Genomic DNA, 15,187 nt, shown 5'->3' on the forward strand with positions numbered 1-15,187 from the left:
ATTCAAGCACGGCATTGTGCTCGGGCCTTGACATTGATCAGCCATTTTCTAGGCGCAAGGGTGCACATTGAACCGCCACAACCCGCCAAGGACTGACCTATGAAAATGCTAATTGACCTGTTTTCAACCGACTATGGCCTGATGAGCTTGGCCGTGATCGTGAGCACGCTCTTGATGGCGGCCTTCTTCTTGCACATGTTTTTACACAAGATGAACAACAACGAATGAAGGCATCACGTCACAACAATGGCCTGCGGTACCCCCCCGCAAGGCCACTTGGCGATAACACCACCTGCCAAAGTTGGTTGTCTCTGGCCCGAAATGTACCTGCGCAGCACAGCAGGTAATAGCGCCACATGCGGTAAAAACGATCGCCATAACGCGGTTGCAAGCGAGGCCAGGCGGCTTCAAAGCGAGCATGCCAGGCCATCAGGGTCTTGTCGTAGTCCTCGCCGAAGTTGTGCCAGTCCTCCACAACAAAATCGTCCTCGCTGTAAAAAGCAATTTCCGAAATTGAGGGCAAGACCCCGTTCGGAAATATGTATTTTTCAATCCACGGGTCGATCCCCGCACCGGCCCGATTTTTTCCAATGGTGTGCAGCAAAAAGAGGCCCTCGTCCCGCAGACAGCGTCTGGCCATGTCAAAGAAGGTGTGGTAATTTTTGTGGCCCACATGCTCAAACATGCCCACCGAAGCAATGCGGTCAAAACGCTGCTCGCCTCGGGGATTGAACTGCCGGTAATCGGTCAGCTCAAAACGGACCGGCAAGCCCCGTACTTTTTCTGCGCCAAGCCGAGCTTGCTCTTTGGAAATGGTCAAGCCCACACACTCAACGCCGTAATGCTGGGCGGCAAACAGCATCAAACTGCCCCAGCCGCAACCAATATCTAGCAGTTGCATGCCCGGCTGCAATTGCAGTTTTTGGCAAATCAGTTCCAGCTTGGCCTCTTGCGCCTGTGCCAATGTTGGCGCTGCAGGCCAATAAGCGCAGCTGTAAGCCATCGACGGGTCCAGCATGGCTTCGTACAAATCGTTGCCCAGGTCGTAATGCATCTCACCGACCTGCCAGGCGCGGTGCTGAGATTGCAGATTGGTCAGCCGTGCCCTCAAAGAAGCCCAAAGCCAACCTGCACGGCCGACCTTTTCATCCAGCCGCGCCCGCAAGATGCGGGTGATGAATTCGTCCACCTGATCGCAGTCCCACCAGCCATCCATGTAGCTCTCGCCCAAGCCCAAGCTGCCCCGCGTCAGGATGCGGTCGAACGTGGCCGGATGGTGTACCCGCATATCCCAAGGCCGCCCACCCCCCACCCGGATACCCGCCGTGGCCAGCAACTCTGACGCACGGCGCCAGTTGTCATCGGTGTGAACCAAGCTCTTTGTATCCCACACGATGTCTGAAGCCATGCCATTCTCCTAAGCTGAAGCCAACCGGCCAGAGTGCCCGGATTGAAGTCCATGCTAGGAGGCGGCCGAATATTTGGCTATCCAAGTTTCAAAGTAGTTCACTTACCTGAAAACCCTTAAGCAGGGCGTGGAATGCAAAGCCATCGAGGACAACGTATGTGCATAATTGAAATTGACGTAACGTCAACCCAATTCAGGAGAAAAGCATGGACATTCAAGGCAAGGTTTTCATCGTCACCGGCGGCGCATCCGGGCTGGGCGAAGGCACGGCGCGCATGTTGGTGGCCAACGGTGCCAAGGTGGTGATTGCCGACATGCAAGTCGAAAAAGGCGAAGCGGTGGCCAAAGCCCTGGGCGGTGCTTTCGTGAAGTGCGATGTCAGCAACGAATCGGATGGCCAGGCGGTGGTGGCCCAGGCATTGTCAATGGGCAAACTGATGGGGCTGATCAATTGCGCAGGCATTGCGCCGGCCGAAAAAACTGTCGGTAAAAACGGCGCGCACAACCTGGGCGTTTTCAGCAAGACCATCATGGTCAACCTGGTGGGTACCTTCAACATGATCCGACTGGCGTCGGAGGCAATGTGCAAAAACGAACCCGAAGCCACGGGCGAGCGCGGCGTGTTGATCAGCACCGCCAGTGTGGCGGCCTACGACGGCCAGATCGGACAGGCGGCTTATGCCGCCTCCAAGGGTGGCGTGGTCGGCATGACCCTGCCCATCGCCCGAGACCTGGCACGCAACGGCATCCGCAACATGACCATCGCGCCTGGCATCTTTGGAACCCCCATGCTGTTCGGTATGCCGCAAGAAGTGCAAGACGCGCTGGCCGCTGGCGTGCCCTTTCCCAGCCGCTTGGGAACGCCTGGGGACTATGCCAAACTGGCCAAGCACATCATCGAAAACGACATGCTCAACGGCGAAGTCATCCGCCTGGACGGTGCCATCCGTCTGGCACCGAAGTGAGCTCACGCCTTTTGCACCTGACATGGCCAATCCTGGAGAAAAAATGAAAAGCACGCTGACCCTGAGTTTCATTGCCCTGGCTTTGTTGAGCGCCTGCAGCACCCCGCCGCCTGCCAGCGTTTGGCGTTACAGCGTGCCCGAGCAGCCCGAGGCCGCCAGCGGCAACACCGACAAACCGGGTTGGGCCTACGCCAAACAAGCCGTGGCAGCGGCCAATCCATTGGCCACGGATGCAGGGCATCAAATTTTGCGGGCGAATGGCTCCGCGCTGGATGCTGCCATCGCGGTGCAACTGGTGCTGGGGCTGGTGGAGCCTCAGTCCAGCGGTATCGGCGGCGGGGCTTTTTTGCTCCACTTTGATGGCCGCAAAGTCACCGCACATGACGGTCGGGAAACCGCCCCGGCAGGCGCCAAAGGTGACATGTTTTTGGGGGAGAACGGCAAACCCTTGTCATTTGACGAGGCGGTCCTGAGCGGCCACGCCGTGGGCATACCCGGCGCGGTGCGCATGCTCGAAGAAGCACACCGGCAACACGGTGCACTGCCCTGGGCAACATTGTTCGAACCCGCCATCACACTGGCAGAGCAAGGATTCAAGATCAGTCCGCGCTTGCACACCTTGTTGCAAGCCGATCCACACCTGAGAAAAGACCCTCTGGCATTGCGCTTTTTCTACAACGCACAAGGCCAAGCATGGCCTGTTGGCCATGTGCTGCGCAACCCGGAATACGCCCATGTCCTGCGTGGCATTGCCGGCATGGGCAGTCGCGCCCTGCACGAAGGGCCTGTCGCCCAGGCCATCATGGCAAGAACAGCCCAGCCCCCCCGACCAGGCGCCTTGAATTTGCAAGACCTGGCCAGTTACCGCCCCCGTACACGCGAAGCCCTTTGTTTTGACCACACCACTGCTGCACGCGCCTTGCGGGTCTGCGGTTTTCCACCGCCGTCATCAGGCCAGATCGCCATTGGGCAGATCTTGGGCATCATGGCCAATACCCAGCCACAAGGCGCTGAACTGGCCAACGGCCTGCCCTCCCCCGACTGGTTACACCGCTACAGCGAGGCATCACGCCTGGCCTTTGCAGACCGGGCGCAATACCTGGCCGACCCGGACTTTGTGCGCGCACCCGCCAGCGATTGGCGCAGCTTGCTGGCACCCGACTACCTGCGCGAACGCAGCCAGCTGATTGGCGCCCAATCGATGAAGGTGGCCACCCCCGGCCAGCCCGGTGGTGCAAAAACAAGCTTTGCACCCATGCCGCCCCAAATCGAATACGGCACCAGCCACGTCAGCGTGGTCGATGCCCAAGGCCGTGCAGTGGCCATGACCACGACCATTGAAGCCGCCTTTGGCTCGCGCCGCATGGTGAGCACGGGCGCCTCGCGCCCTGGTGGCTTTTTGCTCAATAACGAGCTGACCGATTTCAGTTTTACAACTGCCGATGCACAGAACCGCCCCATTGCCAACCGGGTCGAGCCAGGAAAACGCCCACGCTCGTCCATGTCGCCCACCCTGGTCTTTGACAAGACCACTGGTCAGTTGCTGATGAGCGGTGGCAGCCCAGGGGGCGCACTCATCATTCACTACACGGCCAAGCTGCTCACAGGCACGATGCATTGGGGGCTTAACGCCCAGCAAGCGGTGAACCTGCCCAACTTTGGCTCTCTCAATGGCCCGACGCTTTTGGAAGCCAAGCGCTTTCCGGCCAGCACCCTGGACGCATTGAAGGCCCGTGGCCACGACGTGCGCGAAATGGAAATGACCAGCGGCCTGCAGGCGATTGAGCGCACACCCAAAGGCTGGTTTGGCGGAGCGGACCCCAGGCGTGAAGGTGTGGTGTTGGGCGACTGAGGGGCCGCTCAGGGGCAGCTGCAGCCCCTTTGTACACAGTCGCCACAGCGACGCTGCACCCGGTCTTGCGCAGGTAATCCCTCTTGCCTCGGGCCGCGTCTTCCTTTTGAATGGGACACCATTCCAAGGAGACATGTGTGAAACCTTCAGGCACCAACCGCCGCACTTTTGTTCAGGCCTCAGCCGCTGCAGCGCTCACCAGCGCATTACCAGCTTGGGCGCAGAGCCAAAACTTTCCAGCCAAGCCCATCAAACTGATTTGCCCCTGGCCAGCGGGTGGCTCCAGCGACGCCGTGATGCGCGCCCTCGCTGAAAGCGCCAGCAAGGCACTGGGTGGGCAAGTGATCATCGAAAACAAACCCGGGGCCAGCGGCATGCTCGGCCCGAACGAACTGGTTCGCGCCCAGCCCGATGGCTACACCCTGTCCCAAGTCACGATCGGCGTGGCACGCCTGCCGCACATGCAAAAGATGCAGTTCGATCCGCTGAAGGACTTCACCTACATCGCCTGCCTGACGGGTTACACCTTTGGCATCGTGGTGCGCGCCGATTCCCCCATCAAATCCGTGAAGGATCTGGTCGACTTTGCCAAGGCCAATCCGGGCAAATTCACCTACGGATCGACCGGCAATGGCACCACCCCCCACCTGGCATTTGCCGAATTTGCCAACAAAGCCAAGATCGATCTGACACATGTGCCCTTCAAAGGCAGCGCCGACGGCCTTCAGGCACTGCTGGGCGGTCACGTCATGTCGCACAGTGACGCCACGGGCTGGGGTCCGCAGGTAGAAGCGGGCACTTTGCGCTTGTTGGCCACCTATGGCAGCAAGCGCACCAAGCGTTGGCCCAACATCCCCACCCTGAATGAGTTGGGCTATGACACCGTGTCTGACTCCCCCTTTGGCATTGGCGGCCCCAAAGGCATGGACCCGGCCTTGGTCAAAAAGCTGCACGACGCGTTCAAGAAAACATTGGAGGACCCAGCCGTGCTTGCCAGCTTTGACAAATACGACCAGTCGGTGATTTACATGGGCACAGAGGAATACACCAAGTTCATTCGGGACACCTTTCAGTCAGAAAAGGCGGTCATAGAACGGCTGGGCCTTTCTATGAAGACCTGAAAGCCGCCCCCGTTCACGGCCTGTGCCTGAAGGCTCGGCCTGCCAAGGTGTCCATGCGCATTTCCAACAACAACGGCAGCCGAGGCTGCCATTGTTGTTTGGCAAAAAAGCCTGCAGGCCAGGCCTGCGCCAGATCAGTAAGCCTGACCCAGTTGGCCCAGAATGGCAGGGTTCTCAAGCGTGGAGATGTCCTGTGTGATCTCTTCACCTTTGGCCAGTGAACGCAACAGTCGGCGCATGATTTTCCCAGAACGGGTCTTGGGCAAGTTGTCACCAAAGCGGATGTCTTTGGGCTTGGCGATCGGCCCGATTTCCTTGGCGATGTGGTCACGCAACTGCTTGGCAATCGCCTTGCCTTCTTCGCTGTTGGGCAACGAACGCTTCAACACCACAAAGGCGCAGATGGCCTCACCCGTGGTGTCGTCAGGTCGGCCCACCACGGCGGCTTCAGCCACCAACTCGGTACAAGAGACCAGGGCAGATTCGATTTCCATCGTGCCCATGCGGTGGCCCGACACGTTCAGCACATCGTCAATCCGACCGGTGATGGTGAAGTAACCGGTTTTCTCGTCGCGGATCGCGCCATCGCCCGCCAAGTAATACTTGCCCTTGAAGTCGTCGGGGTAGTAGCTCTTCTTGAAGCGCTCAGGGTCGCCCCAGATGTTGCGGATCATGGCAGGCCATGGGCGTTTGACGACCAGAATGCCGCCTTGGCCATTGGGCATGTCCTTGCCGGTTTCATCGACGATGGCGGCCTCGATGCCGGGAAATGGCAAGGTACAGGAACCGGGCACCATGGGGGTTGCGCCTGGCAAGGGGGTGATCATGTGACCACCGGTTTCGGTCTGCCAGAAAGTGTCCACAATCGGGCAGCGCCCGCCGCCCACATGCTGGTGGTACCACTCCCATGCTGCGGGGTTGATCGGCTCGCCGACCGAGCCCAGCAGGCGCAGGCTGGTCAGGTTGTAACTCTTGGGGTGCACAGCGTCGTTGGCTTCAGCGGCCTTGATGAGGGAACGGATGGCGGTTGGCGCGGTGTAGAAAATCGAGACTTTGTGGTCCTGGATCATCTTCCAGAAGCGGCCTGCATCGGGGAAAGTGGGCACACCCTCAAACACGATTTCGGTTCCCCCCAAGGCCAATGGACCGTAGGTGATGTAGGTGTGGCCTGTGACCCAGCCGATGTCAGCGGTGCACCAGAACACGTCATCAGCCTTCAGGTCGAAGGTCCATTGGGTGGTCAATGCGGCGTGCAGCAGGTAGCCGCCGGTGCTGTGTTGCACGCCTTTTGGCTTGCCGGTGGAGCCCGATGTGTAGAGCAAGAACAAGGGGTGTTCAGCGCCCACCCATTCTGGCTCGCAGGTGGTGGATTGCTGATCGGCCAGATCGGCCAGCCACAAATCACGGCCAGCCGCCATGGCGACCTCAGAACCCGAGCGCTTCACGACCAGCACATTTTTGATGGCGCCGCAACCGCCCAGGGCCAAGGCATCATCCACAATGGATTTGAGAGGCAACTGCTTGCCACCGCGCACCTGGTGGTCGGCCGTGATCACAGCCACAGCGCCCGTGTCTTCGATGCGGTCGCGCAGCGACTGCGCCGAAAAGCCGCCGAACACCACCGAGTGGGTCGCGCCGATGCGGGCGCAGGCTTGCATGGCGGCCACGCCGTCAATGGACATGGAGATGTAGATGACCACGCGGTCACCTTTGCGAATGCCCAGGCTTTTCAGTGCGTTGGCGTACTGGCAGGTCTTGGCCAGCAACTGGCTGTAAGTGACCTGGGTGACTTCGCCACCGTCGGCTTCAAAAATGATGGCGGTCTTGTCGCCAAGGCCTTTTTCGACATTGCGGTCCAGGCAGTTGTAAGAAGCGTTCAAGGTGCCGTCTTCGAACCACTTAAAAAAGGGCGCGTTGGATTCGTCGAGCACCTTGGTAAAAGGGGTCTTCCAGCTGATCAGCTCTCTGGCCAGACGGGCCCAATAACCTTCGTAATCGGTTTCGGCTTCTTTGCACAGCGCCTCATAGGCGGGCATGCCCGAGATGTAGGCATTTTTCACGAAATCGGCGCTGGGTTGGTAAATGGTGGAACTCATCAGATTTGTCTCCTCAATGACATAGTCGTTTTTTAACTGATGCAAATGTCTGCTTTCGCTCTTACAAAGCACTGACTGACATCAGGCTTGCATTCAACAGATATTAAATCGTACTTCTACCGCCTAAAATCAGTGTTCGCCCCAAGGCACCGCCTTAATGCAACCTTCAGGAAAACCATGTCCAACAAGCAGCCCGCCCCTCAAAGCAAATTGAGCCCCTTGAGCAGCTTTATTTTTGCCAGCCGATGGCTGCAATTGCCTTTGTATTTGGGACTGATCGCCGCACAAGCGGTCTATGTGTTCCATTTTTGGGTTGAATTGGTCCACCTGCTCGAAGCGGCATTTGGCAGCCAAACCGCACTGCAGGCCCTGGTCAGCAGCATCGGCTACAAAGCCGATGCGCCGCTCACTGCCCTGAATGAAACGGTGATCATGCTGGTCGTGCTGGCCCTGATTGACGTGGTCATGATTTCGAACTTGCTGATCATGGTCATCGTGGGTGGTTACGAAACCTTTGTCTCGCGCCTGAACCTCGAAGGCCATCCGGACCAGCCCGAGTGGCTAAGTCACGTCAACGCCTCTGTGCTCAAAGTGAAACTGGGCACGGCCATCATCGGCATCAGCTCGATCCACCTGCTCAAAACCTTCATCAACGCGGCCAACTACGACGAAAAAGTGCTGATGTGGCAAACCATCATTCACATGGCTTTCTTGCTCAGCGCGATCGCCATTGCCTACGCAGACCGCCTGATGTCGCACCACGAAAAGGCGCACTGAGCGCCCGATGACGACCTTTTTTTGATTTTCTCGAGATCAAACCCCCATGACCACCCTGATCAAACAAGCCGACCTGATTGAATCCGTCGCCGCCGCGCTTCAATTCATCAGTTACTACCACCCGGCTGACTTCATCTCGCACCTGGCCAGCGCTTACGAGCGCGAGCAAAGCCCCGCCGCCAAGGACGCCATTGCGCAAATCCTGACCAACAGCAAGATGAGCGCCATTGGGCACCGCCCGATTTGCCAGGACACCGGCATCGTCAACGTGTTCCTCGAAGTCGGCATGGACGTGAAGTTCGACGGCTTTACCGGCAGCCTAGAAGACGCTGTCAACGAAGGCGTGCGCCAAGGCTACAACTTTGCCGACAACACGCTGCGTGCGTCTGTCGTGTCGGACCCGCACTTCAACCGCAAAAACACCAAGGACAACACGCCCGCCGTGATCTTCACCAAGATCGTGCCCGGCCACCATGTGCACGTCACCGTTGCAGCCAAGGGCGGCGGCAGCGAGAACAAGTCCAAGCTGATCATGCTCAACCCCGGCGACAGCATCGTCGACTGGGTGCTCAAAACAGTGCCCACCATGGGCGCAGGCTGGTGCCCACCGGGCATGCTGGGCATCGGCATTGGCGGCACAGCCGAAAAAGCCGTGCTCTTGGCCAAGGAAAGCCTGATGGACGACCTGGACATGTACCAGCTGCTCGAAAAATCCAGCAAGGGCGAGAAGCTCGACCAAGTCGAAGACATGCGTTTGGAGCTGTACCACAAGGTCAACGCCTTGGGCATTGGCGCGCAAGGCCTGGGCGGCCTGACCACGGTGCTCGACGTCAAGATCAAGATGTACCCCACGCACGCGGCCAGCAAGCCCGTGGCCATGATCCCCAACTGCGCGGCTACCCGCCACGCGCATTTTGTGCTCGATGGCTCCGGCCCGACCTATCTGGAAGCCCCATCGCTGGATCTTTGGCCCAACGTGAACTGGGCACCCGACACCGAAAAAAGCAAGCGCGTCGACCTGAACGCCCTGACACCCGGTGAAGTGGCCAGCTGGAAGCCAGGCCAGACCTTGTTGCTCAACGGCAAGATGCTGACAGGCCGTGACGCTGCGCACAAACGCATTCAGGACATGCTGGCCAAGGGCGAGCCTCTGCCGGTGGACTTCAGTAACCGTGTCATCTATTACGTGGGTCCAGTCGACCCGGTCGGCGACGAGGCTGTAGGCCCCGCAGGCCCCACCACGGCGACCCGGATGGACGGTTTCACCGAAATGATGCTGGCCCAAACTGGCCTGATCGCCATGATCGGCAAGGCCGAGCGCGGCCCAGTTGCCATCGAAGCCATCAAAAAATACAAATCGGCGTATCTGATGGCCGTGGGCGGCGCGGCTTATCTGGTGTCCAAAGCCATCAAGCACGCCAAGGTCGTGGGCTTTGCCGACATGGGCATGGAAGCCATCTACGAATTCGATGTGGTGGACATGCCGGTGACGGTGGCCGTGGACTCGGGGGGGACCAGCGCGCACATCACGGGCCCAGCCGAATGGCAAAAGCGCATCGCCACAGGCGAGTTCAAAGGCATCGGCGTGACAGCTGCCTGAAAAGGGTCGGTGGTGGACATTGTCCCCGCCGGCACCCGACGCATGATCGAATCCCCCATCGGCGTTTTTGACAGCGGCATCGGCGGCCTGAGTGTCTTGCAGTCGCTGCAATTGGCGCTGCCCGCTGAACACTTTGTCTATTGGGCCGACAGCGGGCACGCACCTTATGGTGAGAAATCCGATTTGTTTGTGCGCCAGCGAAGCCTGGCCATCGCCGACCACCTGATACGCCATCACCACATCAAGGCTTTGGTGGTGGCCTGCAACACGGCCACAGCAGCCGCCATCCATGCGCTACGGCAGCAGCATCCCCACCTCATCATTGTTGGGGTCGAGCCCGCCCTGAAACCTGCCTTGAAAATAAGCCAGACCGGGCACATCGGTGTGATCGGGACTCGCGGCACGCTGGGCAGTGAGAAATTCCACCACTTGCTGAGCAGCCTGCAAAGTCATGCCCGCTTCACAGTGCAAGCCTGCAAGGGGCTGGCGCTGGCGATTGAGCAATCGACCGATACGGCAGCTGGAAACCAGGCTTCACAACGCATCACCCAACTGCTGGAAAGTTACACCGGCGAAATGGGTCAATTCGGGCAAGGCCCTGGGCAGATCGACACCTTGGTGCTGGGTTGCACGCACTATGTATTTGCCCAGAACGAGTTGCAGCATGTGCTTGGCCCCAAAATTCATCTGGTGTCGACCGGAGAGCCCGTGGCACGCCAAACCCGACGATTGCTCGAAGCCGCATCGCTGTTGCGCGAGGGGCCCGGGCCCCGAGCGCTCACGGCACGCATCAGCTTGTTGAGCAATGGTGATTTGATCGGCCTGCAGGCGGCAGCCACCCGTTGGCTGGGCCTGCCGCACTCAAATTGCCATCGGGCTGACCCCCATGTTTGATCAGGCCTGGCCGCGCTCTTGAACTGGCCCCTGTGCCATGCGGCGCCCGCGCTCCACATTGACCGGCATGAGCAACACCAGGCCCAGGACAAACAGCAGCGATGTCGAGCCAATGGCGATTCGCTGATTGCCGCCACTGAGCCAGGTGATCAGACCGTAACTCAATGGCCCCAGGATGCTGGCCAGCCGAATGGCAAAAGTCCAAAGGCCGAAGAACTCGCCCAGGCGTGCGGACGGGATCATCAGGCCAGCCATGGCACGCCCTGACGACTGGCTGGAGCCCATGCAGACCCCGGCAATTGCAGCGGCCCACCAGAACACCTCTTTGGTGCTCGACAAAGCAGCGATCACGCAGGTCAGGATCCAGCCCAGCAAGGTCAAGGACAACGCCAGCTTGTGGCCGATCTTGTCTTGCGCGTAGCCAAAAACAAACGCGCCCACAAAAGCGGCCAAGTTCAAGACAAAGATCAAGACCATGGTTTCTTGTGGTTGAAAGCCGATGACCTGCTCAGCGTAAATCGCCGCCAATGAAATCGCCACAGCCACCCCGCCCTGGTAAGCCACGGCGCAAGCCATCAAGCGGGTGAAGTCTTGGTAGGAACGGGCATCACGGAATGTTTTTTTTAGGCCGCGCAAACTTTGCAGCATGCCAAGCACAGGCGCGTTGGGCTGAGGCACGGCGTGCTCTCGCATCAGGGCAAAAGTCACACACGCCGCAGCGCCATAAACAAGGGCGGTGATCACCATGGTCACTGGCACAAATTGGCTGCCTGTTTCACCGCGGGCTTGAGCCGCCAGCACATAAGCCAGGCAAGCACCCAGGGTCAGCATGCCGCCGATGTAGCCCATGGCCCAACCCCAACCGCTCACGCGTCCCATGGCTTGGGGTTTGGCCAGTTCGGGTAAAAACGAAGCGGTTAAGGACTCGCCGTAAGAAAAAAATGTGTTGGAAACCACCAAAAGCAGTAATCCAAGCGCCACCTGCCCCGGCCCGACCCATGCCAAAGCCGCCGTGCTCAACACACAGGCCAAGGTGACAAACACCAACAATCTTTTTTTACCGGCCGTACGATCGGCCCAGGCTCCCAAACCTGGCATGGTGAGCATGACAATCGCGTAAGAAACGCTCAACCCCGCTGTCCAGGCCAATGTGGCCCAAGCAGCACCATCGGCCACCCCACCGACAAAATAGGCCGCAAAGACCGCCGTGATGACCACCGTGGTGTAGCCTGAATTGGCAAAGTCGTACATGGCCCAGCCAAAAACCTCACGCCAACGCACACCGGGGTTAAGGGCCTCTCGCGAAAACATGGCGGACATAAGGAGGGGTTTTAATGAAGATGGCGTGGTCGGCGACCGCCGCCGCCATGGCCGCTGCTGTTGCCACCCGAACCCCGTGGTGGCTTGCCCAACTCGAGCGAGCTGACCAAGTTGTCAAAACGCTGACTGAACAATTTGTCGATCTCTGCCACAACGCCAGACAACTCGGAGCCATCAAAATGGCGCTCCATCATGTTCACCACATCGTGGATCAGCAAGTCACGCTGGGCTTGCATGATCGCGCCAGGATTGGGACCCACAAACAGCATGACAAAATCATCTCGTGATTCAGCGCCGCTGGCTTCATCTTCATCGTCAAATTCAGTGTCGTAAAAAGTGACTTCGATTTGAGCGCCTGCAACCGACAACTCGTTGAGGTTCATGCACAGCTCGTCCATGACCACACGAAAATCATCGTCACCTCGCACTGTCCAGCACATTTGAAGTCGATGCAAACTGGTGTCAAAACGGATGCCTGGCTCTTCCTCATACAGGCTGGTCGAACCCTCACTCAGCGAGCGAGCGCCAGCGTAATGCCATAGCGGCTTGAGTGCCTCTTGAATGGCCTTGATGTCGGTGCCTGGCTTGATCGGCACATCACCATGCACATGAATTTCAAGCGTTGCATTGTCGTTTTTCATGATGCTGTTTGAGTAACGATGGTGCCCCGAGCCGGAATCGAACCGGCACGCCCCTTTTCAGGAAGCAACGGATTTTAAGTCCGGTGTGTCTACCGATTTCACCACCGGGGCAGAAACTCTATTGTGCCTTGATAAAACCGATTTCTCAGTTCAATCCATCTGCAAGTTCTGCATGGCCAACACAAAAAACGCAACCACACTCAAGTAGCCGACCGACCAAAAAATCGTGCGGAACAGCGCCTTGTCGGCGAGGTAACACGCCACATAGGCAACCCGTGTCGCCACAAACAAAGCAGCCAAAAGGTCCACCATGAAAGGATCGACGCCCGTCAGCAGCGCCAACAGCACACCCACAGCAAAGAAAGGAAAAGCCTCAAAGCAGTTGGCCTGGGCCGCATTGGCCCTTGCTCTGTAGCCATCTTGTTGCGCCAACCAAGCGCGGGGGTCGTGGTTGTCATAGCCTTTGGCACCCGCCTTGGCAATGCCGGCACAAACCATGGGCATCAAACCCGCGACCAACACAGATGCGTAAGAAATCACCATCACAGACTCCTTTGACTATTGAAGCAACCGACTCGAGCCATGTCATTTTTTGACAGCCCCAACAAAAAAGCCACTGAATTTCAGTGGCTTGTGCTTAAAAGGCCCGGCGCAAGCCAGACCCCACCGCAATCAACCGCCTTTTTTGGAGCGCTTGCCTGGGTTTTTCTTGCTGCGGGTAGACACGCCCCGCTCCAGGCTGACACGCTGACCACGGCCAGCCGTGCGCAGGTTCACGCCGGGCAATGCGGGCAGTGGCTGAGTGAATTTACGATCTGCTTCGGTGACGATTTTGTTGCCCATCTACGGCTCCAGATAAATAATGCAAACAGTATTAAGCCACAAGATCAGGCCATTTTGAGCAGAAGCCCTGCCAAGTTGGCCTGAATGCACCCAGTAAGGCGACATTTCAACTGGCGATAAACTGGCCCCATGGACTTCACCACCCTGCTGATCGTGGCCTATTTCGGCTTGCTGGCGATAAACCTTCGCAAACGCTGGGGCATCCTCGATGGCCCCTGGCTGTTTTTCTTTCGGGCGTTTTTTCCAAATTGGAAGTTTTACCACGGGATCAGCCAAGCGCCCCGTCTGTATGTTCGGGGGCAAACCGCCTCCGGGAACTGGACCAACTGGCGCCTGTTTTACCCCAGACTGCCCAGACGGGGATGGCACCTGGTTCACAACCCTGCGGTCAATTTGGCGCTGACACATCAAAACCTGGTCGATCACCTGGCCAACGACATCAACGACTTGCCCGATGGCGCCGACATCCGAGAACGGGTGACCTACCAACTGGTCAGCCGACTGGCCCAACAAGCCATTGCGGGGGCCTGCTGGGGAAATGAACCCATGATCGCGCAAGAACCCGTCCACCCAATTTTGGCTTTTCAATTTGAAGTGAGGATGGAACTGCCCGAAGGGCAACGCAGCGAACTCATGCTGCAGTCTCCAGCGATAAACACATGGAATTGACACTGGCCGTTCGGATGTTTGAAGTGCTGCTGGGCTGGAGCCTGTGTTTGCAGACGCTGGAATATTTGCGCGTGCCCTCTTTAGACCGGATCACCCTCTGGCCCATTCTTCGGCAAGAAATTCCCGCCCAGCCTGCATGGATCCAGGCCTCACTTGACAAGATTTTCAAGCCTGAGGCCCACACCGCCATGCTGGCCCTGCGGCTGGTATTGGCCATTGCATTGATGCTGGGCCACCTCGGCTTGATCGGAGCCATGCTGCTCTTTCTGACAGCGCTGCTGCTGCTTTTGCGCTGGCGGGGGGCATTCAATGGCGGCAGCGACTTCATGACTTTGGTCGCCATAACGGGCTTGCTGCTGGCGCACCTTGCAGGGTCCCTGGTGGATGCACCCTGGGGTTGGCGTGCAGGATTTTGGTACATCACGCTGCAAACAGTGAGTTCTTATTTTGTCTCTGGCTGGGTCAAATTGTTGCGACCGGAATGGCGTTCGGGCAAAGCATTGACGCTTTTTCTGGACAGCGGTGTTTATGGCCCTTTACCGAACAACAGTTATTTGCGACACCCGAAAATTGCGTTGCTGTGCTCTTGGTCATTTACCCTGTGGGAAGGGTGCTTTCCATTGGCTTTGCTCGATGTTCGACTGGCGCTGATCTGGTGTGGCGTGGCCGCCCTGTTCCATTTTTTGGTGTTCTGGTTTTTTGGACTCAATCGGTTTTTTTGGGCATGGGTCTGCACTTTCCCTGCGGTCATCTACTGCGCTGGCAACACTTGGTGATGCATGATTTTGAGCACTGCGACTGGTTGCTAATTTGATGCCAGAACCGAGCCTTGAACCCAGATAAAACGTCACAGTCAAATAAGGCCCACACAAGGCTGGGCAAACTGAACTCCCTTTTGACCACGAAAAAAAACACCCAATACTTTCGTACAGGGTGTTTTTACTTGATTACTGGTGGGACCAGCGGGGGTCGAACCCACGACAAACGGATTAAAAGAGTAA

At 58.1% G+C, this 15,187-nt stretch carries 15 protein-coding genes and 1 tRNA gene; 9 read left to right on the top strand and 7 right to left on the bottom strand.

Annotated elements, in window-relative coordinates:
* Window positions 1–99 precede the first annotated feature (99 nt).
* On the top strand, window positions 100–228 hold the full coding sequence (locus ACIQ3A_RS05655) for a DUF3149 domain-containing protein (protein ID WP_396430780.1): 129 nt from the start codon (window positions 100–102) through the stop codon (window positions 226–228).
* A gap of 10 nt (window positions 229–238) precedes the next feature.
* Here the strand turns inward: ACIQ3A_RS05655 and cfa are convergent, their stop codons facing one another.
* Complete coding sequence (gene cfa / locus ACIQ3A_RS05660) at window positions 239–1,408, bottom strand: cyclopropane fatty acyl phospholipid synthase (protein WP_396430781.1); 1,170 nt, start codon at window positions 1,406–1,408, stop codon at window positions 239–241.
* Window positions 1,409–1,614: 206 nt separating this feature from the next.
* Here cfa and ACIQ3A_RS05665 point away from each other — a divergent pair, with 206 nt between their 5' ends.
* The 3 genes from ACIQ3A_RS05665 to ACIQ3A_RS05675 all read left to right on the top strand — a co-directional run bounded on the left by ACIQ3A_RS05665 (window position 1,615) and on the right by ACIQ3A_RS05675 (window position 5,346).
* Window positions 1,615–2,373 (top strand): 3-hydroxyacyl-CoA dehydrogenase, encoded by a 759-nt coding sequence (locus ACIQ3A_RS05665; RefSeq protein WP_396430782.1) that lies wholly within the window; start codon window positions 1,615–1,617, stop codon window positions 2,371–2,373.
* Between the two features lie 43 nt (window positions 2,374–2,416).
* Complete coding sequence (locus tag ACIQ3A_RS05670; RefSeq protein ID WP_396430783.1) at window positions 2,417–4,225, top strand: gamma-glutamyltransferase family protein; 1,809 nt, start codon at window positions 2,417–2,419, stop codon at window positions 4,223–4,225.
* 137 nt (window positions 4,226–4,362) lie between these two features.
* Window positions 4,363–5,346, top strand: a complete 984-nt coding sequence (locus ACIQ3A_RS05675; RefSeq protein ID WP_396430784.1) for a tripartite tricarboxylate transporter substrate binding protein — start codon at window positions 4,363–4,365, stop codon at window positions 5,344–5,346.
* Between the two features lie 134 nt (window positions 5,347–5,480).
* Here the strand turns inward: ACIQ3A_RS05675 and acs are convergent, their stop codons facing one another.
* Window positions 5,481–7,442, bottom strand: coding sequence for an acetate--CoA ligase (gene acs / locus ACIQ3A_RS05680; RefSeq protein WP_396430785.1), 1,962 nt, complete (start codon window positions 7,440–7,442; stop codon window positions 5,481–5,483).
* A 177-nt stretch (window positions 7,443–7,619) separates the two neighbouring features.
* On the opposite strand from acs, the gene ACIQ3A_RS05685 reads away from it, so the two are divergent.
* The 3 genes from ACIQ3A_RS05685 to murI are packed head-to-tail and all read left to right on the top strand — an operon-like array spanning window position 7,620 to window position 10,713.
* Window positions 7,620–8,219 (top strand): TIGR00645 family protein, encoded by a 600-nt coding sequence (locus ACIQ3A_RS05685; RefSeq protein ID WP_396430786.1) that lies wholly within the window; start codon window positions 7,620–7,622, stop codon window positions 8,217–8,219.
* A gap of 46 nt (window positions 8,220–8,265) precedes the next feature.
* Window positions 8,266–9,819, top strand: coding sequence for a fumarate hydratase (locus ACIQ3A_RS05690; protein WP_396430787.1), 1,554 nt, complete (start codon window positions 8,266–8,268; stop codon window positions 9,817–9,819).
* 42 nt (window positions 9,820–9,861) lie between these two features.
* Window positions 9,862–10,713: a glutamate racemase gene (murI, locus tag ACIQ3A_RS05695; protein WP_396430796.1), complete on the top strand. Its 852-nt coding sequence runs from the start codon at window positions 9,862–9,864 to the stop codon at window positions 10,711–10,713.
* Here the strand turns inward: murI and ACIQ3A_RS05700 are convergent, their stop codons facing one another.
* From ACIQ3A_RS05700 to ACIQ3A_RS05720, 5 genes are all read right to left on the bottom strand, one after another.
* Window positions 10,714–12,033, bottom strand: a complete 1,320-nt coding sequence (locus ACIQ3A_RS05700; RefSeq protein WP_396430788.1) for an MFS transporter — start codon at window positions 12,031–12,033, stop codon at window positions 10,714–10,716. It abuts the gene before it with no gap.
* 11 nt (window positions 12,034–12,044) lie between these two features.
* Window positions 12,045–12,674 (bottom strand): DUF6806 family protein, encoded by a 630-nt coding sequence (locus tag ACIQ3A_RS05705; protein WP_396430789.1) that lies wholly within the window; start codon window positions 12,672–12,674, stop codon window positions 12,045–12,047.
* Between the two features lie 19 nt (window positions 12,675–12,693).
* Window positions 12,694–12,785 (bottom strand) — tRNA-Leu (locus ACIQ3A_RS05710).
* Window positions 12,786–12,824: 39 nt separating this feature from the next.
* Entirely contained in the window at window positions 12,825–13,217 is a 393-nt protein-coding gene (locus ACIQ3A_RS05715; protein ID WP_396430790.1) for an MAPEG family protein, read from the bottom strand.
* A 129-nt stretch (window positions 13,218–13,346) separates the two neighbouring features.
* Window positions 13,347–13,517, bottom strand: coding sequence for a hypothetical protein (locus ACIQ3A_RS05720; RefSeq protein ID WP_396430791.1), 171 nt, complete (start codon window positions 13,515–13,517; stop codon window positions 13,347–13,349).
* A 129-nt stretch (window positions 13,518–13,646) separates the two neighbouring features.
* Here ACIQ3A_RS05720 and ACIQ3A_RS05725 point away from each other — a divergent pair, with 129 nt between their 5' ends.
* Window positions 13,647–14,186 (top strand): hypothetical protein, encoded by a 540-nt coding sequence (locus ACIQ3A_RS05725; RefSeq protein WP_396430792.1) that lies wholly within the window; start codon window positions 13,647–13,649, stop codon window positions 14,184–14,186.
* Window positions 14,177–14,962 carry a hypothetical protein gene (locus ACIQ3A_RS05730; RefSeq protein WP_396430793.1) on the top strand — a complete coding sequence of 262 codons (786 nt, stop codon included), beginning with the start codon at window positions 14,177–14,179 and terminating at the stop codon, window positions 14,960–14,962. The genes ACIQ3A_RS05725 and ACIQ3A_RS05730 overlap by 10 nt, the downstream gene beginning before the upstream one ends.
* The last annotated feature ends 225 nt before the right edge of the window (window positions 14,963–15,187 follow it).

The organism is Limnohabitans sp. (assembly GCF_044361985.1).
Classification (GTDB): domain Bacteria; phylum Pseudomonadota; class Gammaproteobacteria; order Burkholderiales; family Burkholderiaceae_C; genus Limnohabitans_A.